This is a genomic window from Lacrimispora struthionigena, assembly GCF_048627165.1.
GTDB lineage: Bacteria > Bacillota > Clostridia > Lachnospirales > Lachnospiraceae > Lacrimispora.
Genome location: NZ_JBMBWP010000001.1, coordinates 1,433,860 through 1,455,091, shown reverse-complemented (window position 1 = coordinate 1,455,091; position 21,232 = coordinate 1,433,860). Strand labels below are relative to the sequence as shown.

Sequence of the window (21,232 nt, the reverse complement as noted above, 5' to 3'; positions counted from 1 at the left end):
GCTATGGAGAAGGAACTTAACAGACAACCCTATGCCCTGTGTATCAATGGAAAGAATTACTATTCCGACCATGACAAGAAACTGCTTCGTTTTTTAAGGGATGATCTTCATCTGACTGCCACAAAAGATGGCTGCAGCGAAGGCGCCTGTGGCACCTGTATGGTTTTGGTTGATGGCGTTAAAACAAAAGCATGCGTGATATCCTTAAGCAAATTGCAGGGAAAACAGATATTGACGGTGGAAGGGATTGCTCCGGAAGAAATGAAGGTTTACGAGCACTGCTTTGCAGCTGCCGGGGCCGTTCAATGTGGTTTTTGTATTCCCGGTATGGTCATTTCTGCAAAGAGTCTGCTGGATTTCAATTTAAATCCAACCCGAACTGATGTGAAACAGGCGATCAAAGGGAATCTGTGCCGGTGCACCGGTTATAAGAAAATTGAAGATGCTATATTAATGGCGGCTGATTTTTTCAGGGAGAAGAAGGAGATTCCATCCGCTCCCTCCTCACTGCATATGAATGAGACCGCAAAACGAATTGATGCAGAAGAAAAAGTAAACGGTACCGGTATTTTTGCTGATGATATCATAATTGATGGAATGCTGTATGCAAAACCGGTGTATTCCAAATACCCCCGTGCCAAAATTGAACGGATTGATATCAGTAAGGCACTGTTGCACCCTGATTGTGAAAAGATCCTTTTAAAATCGGATGTTCCCTGCAATAAAATCGGTCATATCAAGCAGGACTGGGACGTAATGATGGGACCTGGTGATATTACACGTTATGTGGGAAATGTTCTGGCTGTTGTGGCCTCCAGAAGGAACGAGACACTGGAAGAAATCTGTTCTATGGTGGAGATTGATTATATCGAATTGCCACCTGTCACCACACCCTTCGATGCATTAAAGGGGGACGCTCCACTCATTCATGAGGATGGAAATGTTATGAGCCGGGCTAATCTAGTGAGGGGCAATGCAGACGAAGCAATCAGTCAGTCTAAATTTGTAGTTACACGAAAGTATAAGACTTCCTGGCAGGAACATGGCTTTATGGAGCCAGAATGTTGTGTTGCCATGCCGGAAGGGGAAGATGGTCTGCTGATTTATACAAGCTGCCAGTCCGTCTATGACGTTCAGAGGGAATGTGCCAAGATGCTGCAGATTCCAAGAGAAAAACTGCATTGCCGCGCACCTTTGATGGGTGGAGGATTCGGCGGCAAAGAAGACATGTCAGTGCAGCAGTATGCAACGCTTATGGCCTGGGTAACAAAAAAACCGGTAAAAGTGAAATACACCCGCCAGGAATCCTTAAACTATCATGTCAAACGTCACCCCATGGAAATGGAGTTTACAACCGCCTGTGACGAAAACGGGATTCTCACAGGTATGAAAGGGGTCATCATCGCCGATACCGGCGCCTATGCCTCTCTGGGTGGTCCAGTTCTTCACCGTGCCTGTACCCATGCGGCAGGACCTTACAATTACCAGAACATTGATATCTTTGGTATGTCTGTCTATACCAACAATGTGGTTTCAGGGGCATTCCGGGGCTTTGGCGTCACGCAAAGCTGCTTTGCTACCGAAATGAATATTAATCTTCTTGCAGAAATGTCAGGAATCGATCCCTGGGAATTCAGGCGACGTAATGCCATAAAACCGGGAGACATTCTGCCAAACGGACAGACTGCGGATTCCAATACCAATATGACAGCCTGTCTGGATGCAGTGAAAGATTTATTCTATTCCAATCCCTACGCTGGAATTGCATGCGGCTTTAAAAACTCCGGGACCGGTATGGGCAAAAAGGATATCGGCCGTGTATTATTGTCAGTTGAGAATGGCAAAATCCATATCCGTACATCTGCCGCCTGTATGGGCCAGGGGATCGGGCAGATGGTTCTGACAGAAATCTGTCATGTAACCAGCTTAAATCCGGAAATTTTTGTGTTTGAGAATGCTGATACAGTCCGCACGCCAGATGCCGGAACATCCACTGCTTCCAGGCAGACAGTCATGACTGGAGAAGCAGCACGCCGGGCAGGGGAAAAGCTCAAATATGAGCTGGAAAAAGGAAAAACGGTTGCAGACCTGGAAGGCAGAGAATTCTTTGGTGAATATTCTGCACTCACCGATCCTCTGGGAGCTGTCAAAGAAAATCCAATCAGCCATGTATCCTATTCTTACGGCACACAGGTAATTGTTTTAAATGAAGAAGGGAAAATCACCAAAGCTGTATCAGCTTTTGACGTTGGAACACCGGTGAATATCCAATCGGTTGAAGGACAGATTGAAGGCGGCATGCTGATGGGCATTGGCTACGGTGTGACAGAAAAATTTGAATGTGTAGAGGGATATCCAAAGAGCAGATTCGGAACCATAGGCTTTATGAAAGCTTCTGAGGCACCTGAGCTTTCTGTAATTCTTTGTGAACCGGAAGAGAAAGATAAACTGCCTTACTCCCTGGGGGCTAAAGGTTGTGGTGAATTATGTATGATTCCTACTGCTCCCGCCTGTGCTCATGCGTATTATCGGCTGGATGGAGTATTTCGTCAGAGTCTTCCCCTGGAACACACACCATATAGAAAATAGTATCAGACAGACAATAAGAGCTGCAAAAACCCCAACTTCCGGTTTGTGCAGCTCTTATTATTATATCTTCATTTCAAATTCCAGACCCAATAAATCATCACGCCAGGCCCGATTCTCCTTCTCTGTCGTCTTCATAAATCCAGCTCACCTGTATCTGTTGACTGGGCAAAACAATAATAAGAATTCTGTTCGTCTGTAAAAGTTCGGACTTCAACACCAAAAAGAGTTCTTATACTTTCTAAAATACGACTATCACCAGTTGTATGGATGTCAAAAACACCTCCCTGCCTCATAAAAACCAGGGAATCCGAATATTGAAGAGCCAGATTCAAATCATGAAGCACCATCACCACCGTTTTTTTCTGCTCCCTGTTCAGACTTCGAATCAGTTCCATCATTTCATAAGTTACATGAATATCCAGATAGGTAGTTGGCTCATCAAGAAGAATTAAAGGAGTATCCTGATTGTATATCATTGCAAGAAATACTCTCTGCCGCTCTCCGCCTGAAAGCTCCGCCATGCTTTTGTGACGAAACTCTTTGCACCCGGTTAACTCCATGGCATATTCGCTCATCTCTTCCTCAGCCTTAGTGTATCCGGCAAAAGAAGTCTGGTAGGGATATCTGGCTGCCATCACTGCACGTAAAGCCGTCATATCCGGAATCTGGCTGTTCTGCAGGAGCACGGACACTTCTCTTGCTACCGATTTCTTACTCAAATGTGAAATGTCGTTATCACCCAAAAAAATTTTTCCGGTCTGAGGTCTCAGAAGACAGGATGCCAGCTTTAAGACTGTACTCTTCCCGCATCCGTTTGGTCCTGCGATAGTAGTTATCTTTCCAGCCTCGATGTCTAAATCCAGATTAGTGATAATCGGTCTGTTTTTATGATAGGAATAGGAAACCCCCTTCATTTTTAACATTCCATATCCCTCCTGCTTCTATTTTTCAGGATAAGATAAAGAAAGAACGGACAGCCCATGAAAGACAGAATAATTCCAACCGGAAGTTCATAAGGAACAAATAAAGTCCGTGCAAATAGATCACACAATATGACAAACATTCCTCCAAGAAGTGCGCTGCCTGGTAATACGAAACGGTTATCCGTACCAATTAAAAGCTTCACTCCATGGGGAATAATAAGACCGACAAAACCAATGAGACCTGCAAAGCTGACTGCTGCACCTGCCAATGCTGCTGCAATTACAATAGCCAGACCTCTTGTAACTGGTACGTTCATCCCTAAAGCACTGGCACGTTCTGTACCAAGTCCCAGATGATTCAGTGCTTTTGCAAAGCATAAGGAAAGTAAAATTCCTCCCAGAATGCCAAAAGAGGGATAGATCAGCATAGCAGTCGTAATCCCGGAAAGACCTCCTGCCAGAAAATTACCGGCGCCTACATAGGCATCCGGAAATAATATCAGCACCCCGTTCATTCCGGCTGTAAACAGGCTGTTGATCACAAAACCGGTTAGCACTAGTAATAGCTGAGACATTCGTCCGGTCATCGCAATCAACAGAATCAGCACTGAAGCCAGCAGCCCGCCTAAAAATGCGGCAAAGGGGATCAGTTCTCTGGCTCCTGGAAATAGAATGGAACAGATCAGTACAAACAGCCCCGCTCCCGCATTAACACCGATAATATTGGGGCTTGCCAGCGGATTATGAAATACCGTCTGAAGAATTGATCCGGAAACAGCAAGACCGCTTCCTGCAAGCAGCGCTCCCAATACCCGCGGCAGTCGCACAGTCATGAAAATACGGTAAACCGGATCCTGGGTACTGCCAGAGAACAAAGCCTTAAACAGCACAGATGGAGGAATGAAGCTGGAACCGGAAAATAATCCCAGTAAAACAGAAACAGTAAGAAACGAAAAGGAAATCACCACAAGCAGCCACCCCTTTTTATCTGCTGCCGCTAAGAATTTCAGAAAGGTAAACATAGCTCTCCCCCCATTTCTCATTGGGCTTATATAAAAACTTCTCTTTGGGAAGAAGAATATAATGCTGATTCTGAACCGCTTTCAAACCATTCCACGCCGGATTATTTTCTATGCTTTCTTTTAGGTTTTTATTCGCCTGAGCTTCGTCATTGCCCATGGGGACAACAAAGATATAATCCGGATCTTCTTTGATTATGGCTTCCATGGAAAATTCTTTTAACAGGCTTTTATCCTCATCTGCCAGATTGGTACACCCTAAGTCCTTCAGCATTTTGCCTGTCATACATTCAGAATTTTTAGCCACAACACCGCCGGAATAAGTGATAAGAAAAAGAACTCTTGGTGAACTTTCCGTGATATTCTTTTTAATTGCAGCTTCAATCTGCTGTTTTATCTCCAATCCGTTTTTCTTATATAAATCCTCTCTTCCTGTGATATCCGTGCAGATTTGCAGCATAGAAAGATAGTCCTCAAAGTAAGTTACACGAAAATAGGCAGCTGTTATTCCTGCCTGCTTAAACGCTTCTTTTAGAGCGGTGTGCTCTTTGGTCTCAGACGACAAAATAACAAGATCAGGGTTTAGACCAATGATCGTCTCCAGATTAGGGCTGTTGTACATCCCAACAGAGATTACGTTTTCAGGAAGTACAAGACCCCTCTCATCCAATGCATCATCTGTTACTCCGCATAGTTCACCCCCTGCTTTTTGCCAGGTATCCGCAAAACTTCCCATGAGCGCAACAACACGTTTGGGATTCTTCACCCGGATCTCCTGTCCTAATGCATCCGTAAATTGATAATACCCGGTCTGATCATCTGCCTCATTGCCGGCTACAGCCACAGTCCGTGTTGCGCATCCAGATAAGAAGGAAGTAAGTATCGTAATTAATACCGTTATTTTCAGCAAGCGGAAATTCATTGTGCAGGGAGTCCCTCCTTCCACTTCTTTCCAAACCCACAGTAACTGTCCTCCGCCATATAGTCACCGTCGTGGTAATATCCGGCTCTCGCCCGGCAGCCACCGCAGTCTTCTTTGTAAACGCATGTATTGCAGGTGCCTTTATACTCCCTGCTTCTTAACCTTTTAAACACACTGCTTGTGGACCAGATTTTATCAAATGATTCCTCTCTGACATCTCCCGCAATTTCTGTCATATATGCACAAGGTCTGACCAGTCCCTCAGGTGTAATCACACAATAAGACAAGCCTGCAAGGCAGCCCTTTTTAAAACGAGTCTGAACCTCCAGTTCCTTTGCCACACGGACAAATTGGGGCGCACAGGTGGGCTTTATATCAATGGGTACATTTTTCTGTTTCTCCATAATGGTTTTTAATAGTGCTTCATATTCCATAACCTGCAAGGAAGTGTCTTCCAGAAATTTTCCTCTCCCTACTGGAATGAGAAAAAATATGTAGTTTGCCATGGCTCCCACATTTACACTAAAATCAATGATATCGCTTACTTCCGCCTGATTCCAGTCCAGAACTGTGGTATGGATCTGAAATGGCAGTCCCACTTTTTTGCAGTTTTCAATTCCTTCCATGGTTAAGCGGAATGCATCGGAGCAGCCTCTGAAATCATTATGCTTTTCTTCATTTAAACTATCCACGCTGATTCCCATGGCTGCAGCACCGCAGTCTTTTAACTTTCTGGCCGTTTCTTCCGTCAAAAGTGTCCCATTGGTTCCAAAGACCGGCCTTAGCCCGGCTTTTGTGGCATGAGATACCAAATGATAAATGTCCGGCCGCATCAGTGGCTCTCCCCCACTAAAAATCATGATTTTAAATCCTGCCTTTGCGATTTCACCGATCATCTTTTCTGCTTCTGCTGTTGTCAGTTCTTTTGTTTTTCTGCTTCCGGCATCCTGGTAACAATGCCTGCATTTTAAATTACACTCGTTGGTTGTCAGCCACGATACAATCATGGATGCACTCCTTTCGTTTTATGCGCCTTATGCAGTTTCAAAAAAGTACATCCTATCTATATGCTGAGAAGCTATGACATAGAAGCTTCTGAAGATTGGTAAAATCCACAGATCTCTGAAGAAAGCCGCCTCATCTTTTCCCGCATTTCCTCCGGCTCCAGACATACACATCTGGTTCCCATACCAAGCAGATAGCCACAGGCAAGATCGTCCACAGGCATATATAGTTCAGCTATATAATAATCCGGACCGTCCGGAGTCAGACAATCTTCCCCAAAACGCGTTATAACTAAATCCTTTACTCCTTCCTGAATCCTCAGCTTTACCCTTGTTAGAGAATTTTCTCTGGTCTGTATCTCATCCAACCGTTCCATGGGAAAATCCCGGATTTGAAATCGCTGATCTGATATTAAAAGATCGCTCATCCTTATCAGCTTAAAAGTACGAAAATCCCTGCGTGACAGACAATATCCCTGAAGATACCACGCCTCTCCCTTCCATAAAAGACGATAGGGTTCTACTTCTCTGCTGCTTTTTCTATCTCTGATATCCCGGTATTGGAATGTGAGAAGTCTCTGCTGATCTAACGCTTCCTGTACCAGTTCAACTGTGTGAAACAGATTCCCGGCATTAAACCAGGGTAAAGCATCTATTTTCATCTGATTTGCGCGATATTCCCACTCCTTATGATGTTCTTTTGGAATCATACCCTTTACTTTGGCCAGCGCTGCCATGGTCTGTTCTCCTGGCAGATTATTTTTAATACTGGATAATCCCATCAGAAGTGCGGTGATATCATTTGCAGAGAAAATTCGTTTTTCTACTTTAAATTCTTTCATGATTTCAACGCCGCCGCCCGGTCCTGAAGTGGCAAAGATTGGAATTCCGGCCTGATTAATCACTTCTAAATCCCTGTATATTGTCCGCATGGAAACCTCAAACATTTCTGCCAGAGATTTTGCGGTTACTTTCTCCCGTTCTAAAAGAATCATGATAATTGCAATAAGCCTGTCTATTTTCATCTCATCACCTTCATTTTTTTAATCAGCTTAAATCATTGACATATAGATGTCAACAATAGGATGTTATACTTTTTAAAAAAGGAGAAATCAAACATGGATAAAATAATTGAAAAGGCACTGGAAGGCCTGGAAAAAGAAATTGGACAAGATAAACTTATGGTTCTTGCAACGAGAAATGAGGAAGGCGTTTCTGCCCGAACCGTTAATATTTATACTTACGAGGGATGTTTTTACTTTGTGACAGAAGCTGACTCCAACAAATATGAGCAGATAAGTAAAAACAATTCTGTTGCCTTAAGCATTGATGCCATTCAGATCAGAGGGAATGGAACCTTGCTTTCCCATCCCTTAAGTGATTCCAATGAGCGGATAATAGGTTATGTACAGTCCGGGCTGCCTCAGCATTTTGACCGTTATAAAGATGATTCTGCTATGAGGCTGATTAAAATCACCCCTTCTTATGCCAGTTTTCTATCTATGAAGACAGGGAACGGTTATGTGATCGATTATAAAAAACAAACAGCAATGCCCATTGAGCACCAAATGTAATTGAATTTGTTTGCCACTTGAAGTATGGTATAGAAAAAGAACAGGAGAACAAGATGAAAAAGAATGTACTATTTGTAATATTAGAAGGATTTGCAGATTGGGAAGGCGCCTATTTATCGTCCGCAATCCGGACATTTGATGCCAATCAATATAATGTCAAGACTGTGTCCTTAGAAAAGAAGGCAGTGGAATCCATTGGCGGATTCCGGGTTATTCCTGATTATGATATCCATGATATGCCAAAGGATTATGAGGCTCTCATCCTCATCGGTGGGACCTCATGGAGGGGGGAATCAGCGCAGCAGATCCGGCCCCTGGCAGAAAGCTGTTTTCATGATGGAAGAATTTTAGCTGGCATCTGTGATGCTTCCGCATTCCTGGGTACAATTGGGCTGTTAAATGACGTTCGTCATACCAGTAATGACTGCGATAATTTAAAGCAATGGGCCAAAAATGCTTATACAGGAGAAAAAAACTATATTGTGGAGCCGGCGGTAAGAGATGAAAAAATCATTACTGCAAATGGAGTTTCGCCTTTGGAATTTGCAAGAGAGGTTCTTATGGCATTAAATATTGCGCCAGAAAACCAGATTCTTAGTTGGTATCAATTTTATAAATACGGCATTTATGAGGGAAATCAGAACTAAGTAAAGCCCAGGGTATGTCCCCAGACCTCACCTGTCTGGGGACATACCCCAAAATATGATTAGAGCTTAAGCCTCTGCATAACTCCCTGTTCCATATAACAAATGGAAAAATCCAAAGCCGCAAAATTGCAGATTAACTCCGCCCACTTATCATTTGCGGTTCTTCTCATAATTAAGATCCCCTCGGAAGGAACCGTAACCTCCAGATCTCCATCAAATGCATCAAATGTATTCCGAAATTGCATCAGTGATCTTAATTTTTTAACAACATCTCTCTGAGCGCAGGTTCTGATCTCTTCCACCGTATAATTATGGCGGTTAATGGATCTGTGATCTTCTGACTGTTCCAGTGCTGCATAATCATTTTCACCTGCCAGCATTCCAACGTAATACACCTGAGGGATTCCCGGCGCAAAGAACTGTACCGCACGGGCAAGTAAATATGCCTGTTCATTTTCATGAAGCGCGGAAAAGTAGGTTGTGTAAAGCTGATATGCCTTTTTAAACCGTTTCTTCTCCGGATTCAGCGGCTTAAACTGATAGCTTAAGCGGTCTTCAATCCGTTCAATTAATTGGGCTGCTTCCTCTTCATTAACCCAGTCATAGGCATCATATACACCAATTCCGTCATGAGTATCCAAAACCGTGAATTGTGTACGGGGAGCCACTTCCAGCCAGCCCGCCAGCTTTTTTGCGTCCCCGGTATAGATGGCATGAAGCATCAGGAACGGCAGAACAAAATCATAGCTCCATACCTGATGCTCCTCTAACTTTTTTGCTGTCTCCCATGTATCGTGGATCTCCGGCAGAAGCCATGCCCTGTCACCGGCCATTCCGGTTATCTCATCAATCACGTTCCAGATATCCGGTTCAACCATAAAACAGCTTGTATCCCGTTTTTTCACCACATAGCCAAGTGCATCAAGCCGGATAATGCTGATGCCATTCAATGCCAGATGATTGAAATTCTCTCTCAGGTACTGCTTTGCTGTTTCAGTCCGAAGATCCAGATCAATCTGCTCATTGGTAAAGGTACACCAAAGCTTAACAGTCTTTCCATCTGCCCGGACAAAACTCTGATACGGCTCTCCATCCTTTCGCCGGTAGAGCAGGTTTATGTCCCGTTCATCCGGTCTTCCCTCTCCCCAGAACTGCTCATAATCAAGGAACATGTCCGCAAAAGGGGAAGCTTTACCTTTCTCAAGATAATCCAGAAATTCTTTACTCCTTTTGGAAACATGATTTACCATCACATCACACATGAGATAATATGTTTCTGACAGTTTTTTAATATCAGCCCAGTCTCCAAAATCAGGTTCTACCGTTTCATACGTAATGGGGGAAAATCCCCGGTCTCCGCTGGAAGGAAAAAAGGGCAGAATATGTATCCCTCCAACGGCATCTTCAAAATACTCTTTCAGTACATTTCTTAATGTAACAAGATTTCCTCCAATGCTGTCCGGATAAGTTATCAGCATTATTTTGTTCGATATATTCAAGTCAGCTTACCTCCATTATTTAATAGCCCCATCCATGACCCCTGTCACAATCTGCTTCTGAAGGAAAAGATAAATCACAACAACAGGCAAAACACTTAAAATTAAAGCAGCCATTGCCAGACCCAGTTCCGCGGTATATTCACCAAAGAAATAGAATGTGGAAAGGGGAATTGTCCTGTTCTTATCTTTGATGAGAACTAAAGAAGGAAGAAGAAAATCATTCCAGATCCATAATATGTTAACAATTAATATTGTGGTTGTAATTGGCTTTAAATTGGGAAATACGATTTTCCAGAAGCAGTAAAAATGGGAACAGCCATCAATCAGAGCCGCTTCCTCCATCTCTCTTGATATCCCTTTCATAAAGCCGTGATACATAAACGTAGTCATTGGCATACCAAAGCCCATGTAGAAAAATATCAGGGCTGTCCGGCTGTTCATAAGTCCCAGTTTTCCAAAAATACTGACAAACGGAATCATTAATGACTGAAACGGTATAATCATGGCGCAGATTAATACTGTAAAAATAATTTTGTTGGCTTTAAAGTCCCAGCGAACCAGCATATAAGAAAGCATTGCACCAAATACAATCAGCAGAATCTGAGAGAATGCTGTGATATAAGCGGTATTCATCAGCACTGTTCCGAATTTCATGGTCACCCAGGCTTTTGTAAAATTGGCCAGTGACAGGGCATGGGGAAGGGCCATGGGGTTCTTAATAATTTCAATTCTTGGTTTTAACGCATTAATCAGGACAAGAAAGAAAGGTAAAAGCATAAAAACTAAAAACAGAATAGCAAACAACTGTTTTATCAGGGAGTTGATTCTTCTTTGTGTCATCATATGGCATCAACCTCCTTCTTTTTTAAAACTGCTACCTGGGCAACCGCAATAACAGCGACCAGTATAAACAGTAAAAATGCCTTTGCCTGACCAGGACCCATGTTCTGGTTTAAGAATGCTTCATTGTAGACATGCATGGAAATCAGCTCCGTGGTATTATAAGGTCCGCCCTTTGTCAGGGATAAGTTCACATCATAAACCATAAATGCCTTTCTGAGGGTGAGAAACAGCGTGATGGTAAATGCCGGCACCATCATGGGTACTTTTATTTTCTGAAGCATCTGAAGGGGGCTGGCCCCATCCATCCGCGCCGCTTCAATCAGACTTTTATCAATTCCAACAAAGCCCGCGATATAAATTAACATCATATAACCAGCATTCTGCCAGACACCCACGATGATCAGCGCCCATAAAGCTGCGTGAGGCTGTGTCAGCCAGCTGATTTCAAAAAATGGGATTCCGGTCTTTGTACCGAAATAAACAAATACTCTGGAGAAGATGAACTGCCAGATATATCCTAAAATCACGCCGCCAATCAGATTAGGCGTAAAATACCCCGCTCTGTAAAAATTCTGTCCCTTCATACCGCTGGTTACCAGCAAACCGAATAAAAAAGCAGATGTATTTGTTAAGATCATAACAAAGAAAACATAATAAAACGTTTTACCCAGGGAACCCCAGAATGCGGGGTCCCTGACTGCTGAAATATAATTTCCGATTCCTATAAACTCAATTTTACTGTCTAAGGAACCATTCCAATTGGTAAGCGATAAAAACAGACCGGAAAAGAAAGGGATGAGTACTACGATACCAAAAACCAACAGAGGGATTAACCCAAATGTAGCAAAAACCTGAAAACTTTTCAAATTTGATTTTTCTTTATACATAATATCTCCCATTTTGTCTTTTATTTCTTGGAGAATTCCACCCATTTATCCTTAAACTGATTGGCAACATCGGCTCTGGTTATTTTCCCATCCAGATATTGCTGCATGGTTGCACCAAACTGATTCATAACACCAGCCGGGAAATAATCGCTCATTCTCTCCAGAGTATTTCCCTGTTCCATATAAGAAACAATCTGCTTTGCTACCGGATTGGTAGGCTGTATCTCAAAACCTTCAAATATCGGTACAAACATAAGGGTGTTGACATAGGAATCCTGACCATCTTTGGAAGTAACCAGCCAGTTAAAGAAATCGATGGCTGCTGCCTGCTGTTCCGGTTTGGACTGCTTTGCGTCAATGGCAAACATGGAATAAGATAATACAATTTCCTTATTTCCAACAGCTGCTTCATCATCTCCCATTGGATAAGGCATCAGGCCAACCTGTGCATCCGGGTTAATATCTACAATGTTTGGATAAATATAATTACCGATAGGCCAGAAAGCAACTTCATCACTTGCCATTGTTAACTGATCATCCTCATAAGCATTGGCAAGTGGTGACTTGGCGTATTTGTTGTATTTCATGAGAAGATCAAAGGTATCCATCCAGTTGTTAAACACCTGGCTGTCAGCAAAATTGTATTCTCCCTTGCGGCATGCCTCAATGACAGCCTGTCTCTCATCATAATTCTTACTTACTGCGCCATATAAAACAGAAGTCAGATGAGATCCTAACAGCCAGTCCTTATTGGTAATCTGAACCGGTGCATACTTAGTCTTTGAAATCTCTTCTAAAAGCTGTGCAAAATCTTTTCTTGATTTAATTGAGGATGGATCAAACTCTTTTCCAGTCGCTGCCTCAATTACTTTTTTGTTATACATAATGCCGATGCCTTCAGCGGTTGTGGGAACAGCAAGAACTTTTCCATCTGATTTCGTCTTATCCTGTGCCCAGCTATAAACTTTTTTAGCAAAATCAGTATTTGTAATATCTAAAAAATTATCTTTAAAGGATGTAAATTCTGGTCCTCCTACCATTGTGATCGTAGGCGCATTCCCAGATGCATATAGGGATGTAAGTTTTTCGTATATTGTCTGTCCTGACAATGGAATTGCAGTAATTGTCACATTGGGGTGAGACTCGGTGTAACGTTTGAATGTCTCTTCAAACTGGGGAACAATTTCCGGTTTTGTTACAAGGAAACTAATCTCCACTTTTTCCCCGCTTCCTTTGCTCTCACTGGTTTGTTCTGCTGCTTTTGTATCTTCCTGTTTTGCAGGAGCCGTTTCTTTCACGGAACCGGAGCAGGCAGTCAACGATGCAGCCATAACACCAGCCAATAAAAAACTAATAGCCTTTTTCATAAATAATCCTCCTTCTCATTGTACATATTGCCATTTTTCTCTGAGATCTATTACAATCTCTTGTATAAATTATAACATTATGAATTCAGAATAAATAACGAAAACTGGCGTGAACATTGCAAATGTTGACAATTTCCGATTTTAATGTTTCTTATTAATCTGATCGCGGTCCACCGCCAGCTGTATGGTACTGTTATGACTTTGAATCATATAATTCTTGTAGTCTCTGGGAGACATTTGGTACGCAGATTTAAATGCCCGGAAAAAGTTAGAATAGTCATCAAACCCGCTTAGTTTATAGATATCCTGTATTCGTGCCCCCTCCATCAGATAATTCCTTGCAATAATCAGCCGACGCTTTTTGCAGTAATCCATGATGGTCATTCGTGTATGCTTTTTAAATTTTCTCATAAGATGATATTTATTCATAAAGAAATGCTGCGCTATCATGTCCAGAGTGATCGGTTCCATATAATGCTGGTCAATATAATCCATAATGGATTGAATCATCTCGTCGTTTTCAAACGTGGTCTCTTCCACTGACTGAGAATTCTGGCTATATCGGCAAAAAAGCAAAAGGAGCTGGCTTAAATAACTCTCCTGAAGATAGGAACTTGCAAAATCCACTACTTCACTCTCACGGCACATTTTCCTGAAAATGGATTCGATTTCTTCACTCTGCTGCCTGGGAAGACGAAATATCTCTGTTCTGCTTTCCTTTCCTATCATTGTATTATATTCAATTTTTCCACCCAGCAATGTCTCCAGGTAATTATATTCCAGCCATAAAACAAACCGCCGGTATGGTTTTGTCATATCCTTGATCACAGCCCGATGTAAGCGCTGATTGTTAATCAGTACAATATCTCCGTGTTTCAGGGTATAGATCCTGCTGTCAATGATATAATCGCAGTCTCCTTCTGCATGGTAATATATTTCAAGAAAATCATGGTAATGGAGAGGATGATCTGCAGAAGGAATATTATCCTTATAAAAAACTTCGTAATTAGGTGAATCCATATTATCTTTGATATACAACGTATTTTCCAAATAGTCTCCGTTCTGCCTACCGAATTACGATTTCGGACTAAGCTGATATTCTTATATTATTATCAGCATACCAAATCAGATCATACAATTCAATGCCAACTGAAAGAACCGATAAAACATAAAAAACGAGCGTCGATATGCTCATTCAGAACAATCAACGCTCATCTTTTGTTTATCAGATTACTTCTCCATTTGTTTCGATTACTTTTTTATACCAGAAAAAGGAATCTTTTCGTATTCTCTTTAAACTTCCATTTCCCCTGTCATCCTGATCCACATAGATCATTCCATAACGTTTGCTCATCTGAGAAGTCCCACAGCTGATTAAGTCAATACAGCCCCAGGATGTATATCCCATCAGTTCTACACCGTCACAGACAGCTTCTTTCATCTGCCGGATATGCTCACGCATATATTCAATCCGGTAAGGATCATGTACTGCTTCATCTGACTCCAGAGTATCCACCGCTCCTAAGCCATTCTCAACCACAAACAGTGGGATCTGATATCTGTCCCATAACTTATTTAACGTAATTCTTAAGCCAATGGGATCAATGGGCCAGCCCCAATCTGTTAATTTAATATATGGATTTTTAATCTTAGATACAAGATGTCCGGAAAGTTCCTTTGCATCCGGTCCTCCTTTTGTTACATAGGTCATGTAATAGCTGAAGGAGATAAAGTCTGCGGTATTTGACCGGATAATTTCAAAATCCTCTGGAAGAGTCTCAAATTCTATCCCGTTTTCCTCAAAATAACGACTCATATAAGCCGGATACTCCCCCCGCACCTGTACGTCCGGATAAAACAGATTGATATGATCTTCCTTAAGCGCCTGAAGCTGATCCTCAGGATTACATGTCTCTGCATATGTTTCCAGCCTGCATATCATACAGCCAATTTTCGCCTGGGGCATGATCTTCTTTCCAATCTGAATGGCCAGGGAACTGGCAACAAACTGGTAATGGGAAGCCTGATATGCAGCTGCCTCCTGATTGGTAACCAGATCAGGAAGAGTTCCTGCACCTGTATAAAGACTGTTTAGATTCATATTCATCTCATTAAATGTGATCCAGTATGTGACCTTATCTTTATACCTTTTAAAACATGTTTCCGCAAATCTGGTAAACAGGGGAATCAGTTCTCTGCTCTGCCAGCCATTGTATTTTCTTGTAAGCTCAATGGGCATCTCATAATGTGATAACGTAACCAATGGCTCTATTCCATATTTTTTTAGTTCATCAAATACAAGATCATAAAATTCAAGACCCTTCTCATTAGGCTCTTCCTCCATTCCGGTGGGAAAAATTCTTGCCCAGGATATGGAGAGCCGGAATACTTTAAATCCCATCTCAGCAAATAATCGGATATCTTCTTTGTAATGATGATAAAAATCAATTCCCCAGCGTTTGGGAAACAGATATCCGGATTCATTTGCGGTATATTCTAAAAGCTCCTGTGAGCTTACATTAAAGGTGAAATTATTAACTTCTCCCCCTGCATAAGGATCCTTATAAGCAGCAAAATCGGATGTTGACAAACCTTTTCCGTCTTCTAAATAAGCACCTTCCACCTGATTGGCAGCAACTGCACCTCCCCACAGAAAACCTTCTGGAAAACCTTTTTTTAACTGATTCATTCTAGTTCCTCCTGATTAGTATTTTTTTGAAATTTCTTCTTGCCTGGGGGTAATCTGCAAAACAGGGTCAGAAAAACACACTGTTTCTTTATTTGTCATATTTTTGACTGCATCATACACTGCCGTATTCGTGATCAGAACGGGAGAAATTAAGTCAAATCCTGCATTCATGATTTTTTCCATGTCAAACAAAAGGAGGGAATCTCCCTTTTTTACCTTCTGTCCTTCCTTTACAAGCAGTTCAAAACCATCACCGCCCAGATTTACGGTATCAATTCCGATGTGAATCAAAAGTTCGACTCCCTCATCTGATGTCAGACCGATTGCATGCCTGCTGTCTGTAATGGCTGAAACAATCCCCTGAAACGGTGCTTTTACAACGCCTTCTGATGGTATGATTCCAACCCCCTGCCCAACAATCCCTTCTGCAAAGGTCTTGTCCGGCACTTCGGAAAGGGGAACCAGTTTTCCTGCTAAAGGGGATCCGATCTCCATTTTGGACACTTTGTTTTCAAAATTTGATAATAAGGTCAGAATAAAAGCAACCACAAAGCTGCATCCAATACCAAGTAAAGCGAAGAGAAAGTTTTTTGTTCCATGCTCAACATAAGACGGCAATGCGGTAATTCCCGGAACTGAGAATGAGAAAGCCTTTACTGCAAAAGTTCCATAAATTCCTCCTCCTACTGCGCCTCCGGCAAGAGCCGCATAAAAGGGTTTTTTCAGCTTCAGGGTCACTCCATAGATTGCAGGCTCTGTGATACCAAATAATGCAGACACCGTTGTAGAAAAAGCAAGTGACTTCATCCTGGAATCCTTTGATTTGACTGCCACACCCAAAGCCGCTCCTGTCTGAGCCATATTTCCCACCAGATTTAAGGGAAGCAGAATCGTATCATAGCCCAGCTTACTGAAGTTTAAGAACGTGCTTGGGAAAAAGGCATAATGCATACCTGTTATAACGATCAAAGGCATGATTCCCCCTAATAGTGCACCTGCCAGAGGTCCCGCTATTTTATAAAGGTAGGAGAAGAAAAGCTGTACGTAAACACCAGCATAACTGCCTAAAGGTGCAACCACAACAAGGACAAGAACCGCATCTGTAAAGAGCACTACCAGAGGCGTCACAATTACCTTCAAAAAATCAGTTACGATCCGATCTACAGCCTTGTAGATGTAGCTCATTAAAAATACACCTAAGATGATGGGAATCACCGTTGAACTGTAATTGATCATGGGGATTTTTAAACCCAGCAGACTTAAGGAAGCAACCTCTCCAGATGCCGCATATTGAATTATGGTGGGATACATGATGACTCCGGCAATGGTAACTGCCAGGAACTCATTGGTCTTAAACTTTTTTGCCGAAGAAAAAGCCACTAAAAAAGGCAGAAAATAAAAAGGTGCGTCTGCAATCATGTTTAACACTGCATAACCGGAATCTGCAGGAGCCATCAGTTTGCAGGCAATGATCAGAGACAGCACTCCCTTTAACAGACCTGCACCCACAATTGCCGGAAGAATTGGTGCAAATATTCCTGATATTATATCAAAAACTGCATCAATTAAATGTTTCCTTTTTACCGGCCGGGCCTTTGCAGATGACTCCTGATTGCCCAGAACCTGGGCTACTGCCTCGTAGACTTCTGCTACCTTATTGCCAATAATCACCTGAAACTGTCCATTCTGGTACTGTGCACCCATTACGCTCCCCAGTGCCTTTAACCCATCCAGATTGACCTTTTCTTCGTCTGCCACATTAAAACGCAGACGGGTGATGCAATGCCAGCTTTGCAGAATATTTTCCTTCCCGCCAAGTTCCTGCACAATTTTTTCTGCTAATTCCTTTTTGTCCATATAACGCTCCTCCTAAGATGAAGTAGAAATTTATTATTACCCCTCGAAGAAATCATAGCACAAAGAACGATATTTGATGGCTTCATTGTAGGAAAGCTTTTTCTTCTTTTATATTGATTTTCATTTTTTGAAAATAGAATTATTTTTTGATTTGCCCGTACTTTTGACAATAACGATTAATAAGAATTTCGGTATAAAGCTGCATCTTATATCTTCCTTCTGTAGCACCTTTATAGTCACCTAAATAATACACATAATCACATTGCCCCGCCATTTTCAGAGCCGGATTCTGGGTAACAAGAACAATCTTCCCCCCATTCTTTTTTAATGTAAAGAAGATCTCAGATTTGTTTCTTAAAAAATTACCATCAACAGAAAAAATAATGGACAGACTGTCTGTGGCAGACATCTCCGCCAGTTTTTCCTGATCACCTTCCAGGCAGGCGTAACTTGCAAATTTACCCGCAAGAAACAGATGATATTGAAGGTTCTGGATAAAATATCCGGATAAATGAAAACCGAATAAATTAATTTCCTTTGTTTCATGAATCATTCGGATCAATTGATCCACTTCCTCCAGATTTAATTTGTCGGCAAAATTCATTAATGATTCTCCAATGGATTGAGCCAGTCCAATGACAAGTCCTTTATCATCTCTGGATCCAAAACGAAGATTGAACTCATTATCTACCAGAATTTCCGAATCCAGCCTTCGCTTCTCAATACATTTTAATTTGAACTCATTAAAGCTGGCATATCCCAGCTTTTTTACAAACCTGCTTATGGTAGAAATGGAGGTATAGCACAAATCTGCAAGTTCCATAATGGATATATTCTCCATATCCTTGTCCAAGTTTTCCAGGATAACTCTGGCTATAGTAGAATTCGTCTCGTCTACCCCTTCTGTATTAACAATAATTTGCAGCTGATATATCAGATCCCGTACCATGTTTCCTCCTTGCAGCATCCATTGTGGTCGATGTATTTGTTATCATTTCACTGATTTGTTTTTTAATACAGCATAAAGCATCGATCCACAACTGTCAATAATAAGGAAAATACACCATAGCAGGAAATTTTTAAAAAAGACAGGCAACAAAACATGCCCGTCTCTTCTTTAAACTTATATAATTATGTTTCTACTTCTTATCATTAATACAGTCCACCAATTCCTGCAGTTCTTTTAAAGAGCTTACATCCGGTGCAAAGCTTAATATCTGGCGAAGAGGCATATAACGGAACATGGCATCGTCCATCTGCTGTGAAATTGCCGATTTAGCAGCATCTCCGTCGGAATTCCCCAGTGCACTGCCTTTTTTATAACGGTCGATAAGGGGGGTAATTATTTCTGCAGCATCCGGATCAGACAAAATGTCCCCTATGGTGCTGTTTAAATCGTAAACCACCGGTTCCTTTCCTGTAGATTCTACGTACACACTTATCATCTGACGAAGATCTCTGGAAGAAGATCCTGCATGTATGAGATATGCACCCGTTTCTGCAAACCAGTCTTTTAATTCCACGTGGTAGTAGGAAAATGCCCGTTTACCAAGAATAAAAGCCACTGTTTTTGTTTCTCCAGGCTCTAATTCAACCTTTGCAAATTCACGCAGCTCTCTTACCGGGCGGATTACATGGCTATCCGGCGCTTCCACATAAATCTGTACAACCTCTTTCCCCATAACCTTGCCTGTATTAGTGACATCAAGAGAAACGATCACCGTTTCATCATCTTTCATGATGGATCTATCAGCTTTCATATTGCTGTATTCAAAAGTGGTATAACTTAGTCCATGACCAAATGGATACAGTACTTCCATTTTCTTTTTATCATAATAACGGTAACCTACAAATACTCCTTCCCGGTATTCTGCCCGATCCTTTTCTCCGCCATAATAGAGATAGGACGGATTATCTTCCAGCTTGATCGGAAATGTCTCCGCCAGTTTTCCGCTGGGATTTACATGACCGTATAAAATGTCCACAACTGCACCGCCAACTGCCTGACCGCCTAAATATGCCTCCAGCACTCCTTTTACCTTATGAATCCAGGGCATCTCCACTGGTGAACCATTGTGAAGCACAACTACAGTATTGGGCTGAACGGCAGACACTGCTTCAATTAAGGCATTCTGACATTCCGGCATAGCCATATGGGTTCTGTCATACCCCTCTGATTCAAAGGAATCGGGAAGGCCGGCAAAAACAACAGCTGTTTTAACTTTCTTTGCCACTTCAACAGCTTCTTCTAACAAGGTATTATTCCTTTGATCAGCATCGATTTCATATCCCTGGGCATAGATTACTCCCTTGTCCTTGGCCGCTTCCACAGCAGACTCTACCTTTGTAGAATTAATGTGTGAGCTGCCACCTCCCTGGTATCTGGGATGGGCTGCAAAATAGCCAATAAATGCCACCTCATCGGAATCAGAAAGAGGAAGTATTCCCTGATTTTTCAGGAGTACTGCACACTCTCCCTCTATCTTTCTCGCCAATTCGTGATGGGCTTCTTTATCCCATACGGTTTCCGGCTTCCGGTTCTTTAAGTATCGGTCAACAATAGTCAGAATTCTGGTGACGGCCTGGTCAAGAACTTCTTCTTTCAGCCGTCCCTCTCTCACTGCTTCCACCATACGTGCATCATTGACTCCGCCTGAGGAAGGCATCTCCAAATCAAGCCCTGCAATTACTCCGGCAACACGGTCATTAACCGCTCCCCAGTCACTCATAACATAGCCGTCAAAGCCCCATTCATCTCTTAGTATATCTGTTAAATAACGCCTGTTTTCCGAACCATAAGTTCCGTTTATTTTATTGTAAGAACACATCACAGTCCAGGGCTTTCCAGCTTTTACCGCCCCCTCAAAAGCAGCCAGGTAAATTTCCCGCAGTGTTCTCTCATCCACTACAGAATCAGAGGTCATACGCCTGTGTTCCTGATTATTGGCAAGGAAATGCTTTAAACTGGTACCTATCTCCTTACTCTGTACGCCCTTAATATGGCTTCCTGCCATCTCGGCCGCAAGATAGGGATCTTCGGAAAAATACTCAAAGTTTCTGCCGCATAAAGGAGAACGCTTAATGTTAACAGCAGGTCCCAGTATAACACTGACATTCTCCGCCTGACACTCATCTCCCAAAGCCTCACCAAGACTTGTAAGCAATTCCCGGTCAAAAGAGGAAGCGGTTGCGCATGCGGTAGGAAAGCAGACTGCTTTTATACTGTCATTGACACCTAGATGATCGCTTTTTTCATCCTGCTTTCTTAACCCGTGAGGGCCGTCACTTACCATAGAGGCCGGAACGTTCAGCCGATCCACTGTCTTTGTATGCCAGAAATCCGCACCGGAACACAGTCCAGCTTTTTCCTCCAATGTCATTTCCCCAACCAATTTTTTTATATCCATTTTTA

Annotated in this window: 17 protein-coding genes; 3 read left to right on the top strand and 14 right to left on the bottom strand. The window is 42.2% G+C overall.

The genetic code is table 11. The features are described from left to right. Positions 1-3 precede the first annotated feature (3 nt). Positions 4-2,589 (top strand): selenium-dependent xanthine dehydrogenase, encoded by a 2,586-nt coding sequence (xdh, locus tag ACOAOT_RS06535; RefSeq protein ID WP_420216255.1) that lies wholly within the window; start codon positions 4-6, stop codon positions 2,587-2,589. A 131-nt stretch (positions 2,590-2,720) separates the two neighbouring features. Here the strand turns inward: xdh and ACOAOT_RS06530 are convergent, their stop codons facing one another. From ACOAOT_RS06530 to ACOAOT_RS06510, 5 genes are all read right to left on the bottom strand, one after another. Next, a complete protein-coding gene (locus ACOAOT_RS06530) occupies positions 2,721-3,512 on the bottom strand; it encodes an ABC transporter ATP-binding protein (protein ID WP_420216254.1) in 792 nt (263 codons plus the stop codon). Continuing rightward, positions 3,506-4,534, bottom strand: coding sequence for a FecCD family ABC transporter permease (locus ACOAOT_RS06525; RefSeq protein ID WP_420216253.1), 1,029 nt, complete (start codon positions 4,532-4,534; stop codon positions 3,506-3,508). Before ACOAOT_RS06525 ends, ACOAOT_RS06530 begins: the two co-directional genes overlap by 7 nt. Continuing rightward, a complete protein-coding gene (locus tag ACOAOT_RS06520; protein ID WP_420216252.1) occupies positions 4,497-5,453 on the bottom strand; it encodes an ABC transporter substrate-binding protein in 957 nt (318 codons plus the stop codon). Before ACOAOT_RS06520 ends, ACOAOT_RS06525 begins: the two co-directional genes overlap by 38 nt. After that, entirely contained in the window at positions 5,450-6,460 is a 1,011-nt protein-coding gene (gene nirJ2, locus ACOAOT_RS06515) for a putative heme d1 biosynthesis radical SAM protein NirJ2 (RefSeq protein ID WP_420216251.1), read from the bottom strand. The genes ACOAOT_RS06520 and nirJ2 overlap by 4 nt, the downstream gene beginning before the upstream one ends. 71 nt (positions 6,461-6,531) lie before the next feature. Beyond that, positions 6,532-7,482 (bottom strand): helix-turn-helix transcriptional regulator, encoded by a 951-nt coding sequence (locus ACOAOT_RS06510; RefSeq protein ID WP_420216250.1) that lies wholly within the window; start codon positions 7,480-7,482, stop codon positions 6,532-6,534. Positions 7,483-7,575: 93 nt separating this feature from the next. On the opposite strand from ACOAOT_RS06510, the gene ACOAOT_RS06505 reads away from it, so the two are divergent. Together ACOAOT_RS06505 and ACOAOT_RS06500 are read left to right on the top strand one after the other, a co-directional pair. Continuing rightward, positions 7,576-8,031, top strand: coding sequence for a pyridoxamine 5'-phosphate oxidase family protein (locus tag ACOAOT_RS06505; RefSeq protein ID WP_420216249.1), 456 nt, complete (start codon positions 7,576-7,578; stop codon positions 8,029-8,031). Positions 8,032-8,084: 53 nt separating this feature from the next. Continuing rightward, positions 8,085-8,678: a type 1 glutamine amidotransferase family protein gene (locus ACOAOT_RS06500; protein WP_420216248.1), complete on the top strand. Its 594-nt coding sequence runs from the start codon at positions 8,085-8,087 to the stop codon at positions 8,676-8,678. A 59-nt stretch (positions 8,679-8,737) separates the two neighbouring features. Here ACOAOT_RS06500 and gtfA read toward each other — a convergent pair whose 3' ends face one another. The 9 genes from gtfA to ACOAOT_RS06455 all read right to left on the bottom strand — a co-directional run bounded on the left by gtfA (position 8,738) and on the right by ACOAOT_RS06455 (position 21,227). Continuing rightward, a complete protein-coding gene (gtfA, locus tag ACOAOT_RS06495) occupies positions 8,738-10,177 on the bottom strand; it encodes a sucrose phosphorylase (protein WP_420216247.1) in 1,440 nt (479 codons plus the stop codon). Between the two features lie 15 nt (positions 10,178-10,192). Then, positions 10,193-11,020, bottom strand: coding sequence for a carbohydrate ABC transporter permease (locus ACOAOT_RS06490; protein WP_277407131.1), 828 nt, complete (start codon positions 11,018-11,020; stop codon positions 10,193-10,195). Beyond that, positions 11,017-11,907 carry a carbohydrate ABC transporter permease gene (locus tag ACOAOT_RS06485; protein ID WP_420216246.1) on the bottom strand — a complete coding sequence of 297 codons (891 nt, stop codon included), beginning with the start codon at positions 11,905-11,907 and terminating at the stop codon, positions 11,017-11,019. The genes ACOAOT_RS06490 and ACOAOT_RS06485 overlap by 4 nt, the downstream gene beginning before the upstream one ends. Positions 11,908-11,927: 20 nt before the next feature. Further along, positions 11,928-13,274, bottom strand: a complete 1,347-nt coding sequence (locus ACOAOT_RS06480) for an ABC transporter substrate-binding protein (protein WP_420216245.1) — start codon at positions 13,272-13,274, stop codon at positions 11,928-11,930. 141 nt (positions 13,275-13,415) lie between these two features. Beyond that, positions 13,416-14,324 carry a helix-turn-helix transcriptional regulator gene (locus ACOAOT_RS06475; RefSeq protein WP_420216244.1) on the bottom strand — a complete coding sequence of 303 codons (909 nt, stop codon included), beginning with the start codon at positions 14,322-14,324 and terminating at the stop codon, positions 13,416-13,418. Between the two features lie 175 nt (positions 14,325-14,499). Beyond that, positions 14,500-15,963: a glycoside hydrolase family 1 protein gene (locus tag ACOAOT_RS06470; RefSeq protein ID WP_420216243.1), complete on the bottom strand. Its 1,464-nt coding sequence runs from the start codon at positions 15,961-15,963 to the stop codon at positions 14,500-14,502. Between the two features lie 15 nt (positions 15,964-15,978). Next, complete coding sequence (locus ACOAOT_RS06465) at positions 15,979-17,820, bottom strand: beta-glucoside-specific PTS transporter subunit IIABC (protein WP_420216242.1); 1,842 nt, start codon at positions 17,818-17,820, stop codon at positions 15,979-15,981. Between the two features lie 139 nt (positions 17,821-17,959). Next, complete coding sequence (locus ACOAOT_RS06460) at positions 17,960-18,769, bottom strand: MurR/RpiR family transcriptional regulator (protein ID WP_420216241.1); 810 nt, start codon at positions 18,767-18,769, stop codon at positions 17,960-17,962. A 190-nt stretch (positions 18,770-18,959) separates the two neighbouring features. Next, positions 18,960-21,227, bottom strand: a complete 2,268-nt coding sequence (locus ACOAOT_RS06455) for a glycoside hydrolase family 3 C-terminal domain-containing protein (RefSeq protein WP_420216240.1) — start codon at positions 21,225-21,227, stop codon at positions 18,960-18,962. Between the last annotated feature and the right edge of the window lie 5 nt (positions 21,228-21,232).